This is a genomic window from Caballeronia arationis, from assembly GCF_001544975.2.
GTDB lineage: Bacteria > Pseudomonadota > Gammaproteobacteria > Burkholderiales > Burkholderiaceae > Caballeronia > Caballeronia arationis.
Map to the genome: position 1 here is coordinate 1 of NZ_FCOG02000331.1, position 2,713 is coordinate 2,713.

Below are 2,713 nucleotides of genomic sequence, written 5' to 3' on the forward strand. Positions count from 1 at the left end.
CGGCATCGACCTGAAGTGCGGAGGTCGCCGATGAAGCTGGCGAAGGTGAAAATCGAGTACAGCTCCGGCACCACGATTGTGGACCGAGTCACTCTCGATCCAACAACGGGTCGGGTTCATCTGGCGCCGCGTGTACTCGGGCTGCTTAACAAGATGGACGAGTCCGAATGCTCGCCGTCGTTCAGCCTGGAGTACAAGGGCGACGTCTTGCCGGTAAAGATGGTGGATGACGGCGGGTACGTGGTATCGATTCCTCCTGAACCCGGCCCGGGCTTACGCCGACTACTCAACGCAGTCGCGACGCCGACCAAGGACCAGCGGCATCAGAATGGTCGCTACCTTCACACCCTATCGGCGGCATCGATCGGCGGTGCAGTCGGCTACGCCCATTCCGCATCGTCCTGGGATCCGATGACGATCGCAGGTACGAGCGCACTGGCTGCCCTTGGAGTAGTATTGTGGTATGCAGGCCATTAGTGATGAAAGGAGAATGACGTGGGCGCAACAATTTTCACACTAGTGCTTGGCGTGTCCATTGCAGCTTTCTTCATGTGGACCGCCAACAACGGTCGGAAAGCTGATCGCGAGCGCGATTGGGGCAAATGATTCGACGCAGCGCAAGCTGAGTCCAACGGACGAACCGCACCTTCCAGGGTGCGGTTTTTTTTCGACTTTCTTTTTTAGCGCGCCTTCGGGCGCGTTTTTCATTTCAGGAGCAGTTTATGTCTCAAGCAAACGCCGATCTGGTGCCGGCTGCTATCACCACCGGTATCACCGCTTCTGGCGCCGTCGATATCAAGTCAGTCGCCCGGCTGAACACCGACGGCAAGACGGTCGATCAGGTTTTCGAGGGTCTGTGCCGCTTCTTGCGCGGGACGGAGCTCGAACCGGAATGGCTCTGTCACGCGAACCTGCAGGACGACGCCAACGAAGCGATGTACGGAGCACGCCACAACAGACCGTGGCCTGAACCGTCGGCACATGACCGGATTTCCGTGTCTGTGTGCATCGGCAATTCGGAAGGCTGGATCGTTCATGTGGACCTCGTCAGTCGACCGCGGCTGAGCGACTCGCTTGATCGGACCTGCGCGATCATGCCTCTGCTTCGCGCCAAGGTGTTTTCCAGTGACCACGCGTGGTCGCTCGCTCGTCTGATCGCCCGTCTACTCGACGCGGCGTAATAGCTTTTCAACTTCCCGCGCCCGTTTCGGCGCACTTAACCCTTGCCGGGCATCGACCCGACAGGGTGCGATTGCCCGCATTCTTTAAGGCAATCCACCATGTATCAGCTTTCCTTTTCGGGCTTCGCCCAGTCTTTCCGCACGATGCTCGAAGTGCTCCGTTTCCTGCGAGACGACACGCGCGTGGCAGCAGTCGACGCGGCAGAGATCGCTCTCACGTTCTTCAGCCACCCCGTATCCGTCACACGCTTCAACGGTAAGCTCACCGTTCGTCGGCTCGGGACGGCGACGACCCTTTTCCTGTCGCTCATCGACGAAATCGACGCGGCTCACTTCAGACCGTCGTTCGCGACGCTCGAGCCGTGGCAAATCCGGCGCGAGCACTGGCAACTGCTCTATCTGGCTTTCGATCTGGCGCGGGAGCCGCTGTATCTGTTCTCTTCGGATCAGATGGCGCAAGCCAACGAAGAGGCGGCTAAGAGCGGCCGTCGCGGGCTCGATCTGTTCGAGCTGCTGCAGGACGAGTCGCCGCGCCGGTTCGGCTTCCGCTACGCGGGCCCGATCCTGGACAACCGGCAGAGCAATGGTCGGCACGAGGTTCATGTCGCCTACGCGCTCGCGGCGGGCAAGCCCGTTCCGCAAGCGGTGATCGACGACTACGCTTCGTTGTCGAAGTTCGACTCCGACTTGCAATGGGCCAAGCCGCTTCTCGCGGTGCCGGAGTTGCGTGGCGCGCTGCCGCTTGCGAAGCTGGTGCCGCTGGCAACGGTGATGCGCCATTCGAAGCAGGCGATCACCTCTGACAATGCCGCACTGCTCGCGATGGTGATGGGTCTCGCGCCGAAGGAGCCTACGACGGTCCAAGTCGACGACTTGCTGTACGCGAAAGGCATTCTCGAAGCGCATTCTTTGCCGGAGGCGTACCTGAAGCCTGTCGACGTCGGCTCGCCGACCTGTCAGTTCGCGGAAGTGCTGCGGCGTACGCTCGCCGATCGCTCGCGCGACAATCGGCTGGCGGAACTCGAGAAGGCGCGGAAGTCGGGCAGCATCAGCGCACTCCGCTTTCAACTCGACTCGCAACTGGCCATTCTGGATCACGGCAGGCATACGCACACCTTCGCCAACGAGTTCGCGAAAGCGGTGCAGACGGCCGACATGTCCTATCTCCTCAGCATCCTGGACCGGCCAGACGACGCCAACCGGGCGACCAAGCAAGCGGTCCGCGAGGTGTTCGGCATTAAGCTCATAGGCGTTCGCGCCACGGCTCGGCGCCGGGGCATCTTCGAACTGGCAGGTATGGACGCCGCGCAGCAAGCAGAGTGGGAGGCGTTGTCGGTTTCGCAACGTGAGGCAAGGCGCGTCGCCCGCGAGGTCGCACGCGCTCGCGAGGCGGCTGAAATGTCACGCATCCGAACGCGGGACGGCGCTGTCGTGACCGGTGCGCAGTGGGTGAATAGCACGATCGCCGAAGGCTTCTCCGAGATCGTTAGCATGCGGCAGGGCACTAGCGTGCGTTACGCGCTCGCAGACCC

At 61.6% G+C, this 2,713-nt stretch carries 3 protein-coding genes; all 3 read left to right on the forward strand.

Annotated elements, in window-relative coordinates; all coding sequences use genetic code 11:
• Window positions 1–477: hypothetical protein (locus AWB81_RS41745; RefSeq protein ID WP_235026216.1), on the forward strand; the 477-nt coding region annotated here is incomplete at its 5' end.
• A 245-nt stretch (window positions 478–722) separates the two neighbouring features.
• Window positions 723–1,181 carry a hypothetical protein gene (locus AWB81_RS41750; protein WP_062644356.1) on the forward strand — a complete coding sequence of 153 codons (459 nt, stop codon included), beginning with the start codon at window positions 723–725 and terminating at the stop codon, window positions 1,179–1,181.
• A 99-nt stretch (window positions 1,182–1,280) separates the two neighbouring features.
• Window positions 1,281–2,713: hypothetical protein (locus tag AWB81_RS41755; protein ID WP_062644358.1), on the forward strand; the 1,433-nt coding region annotated here is incomplete at its 3' end.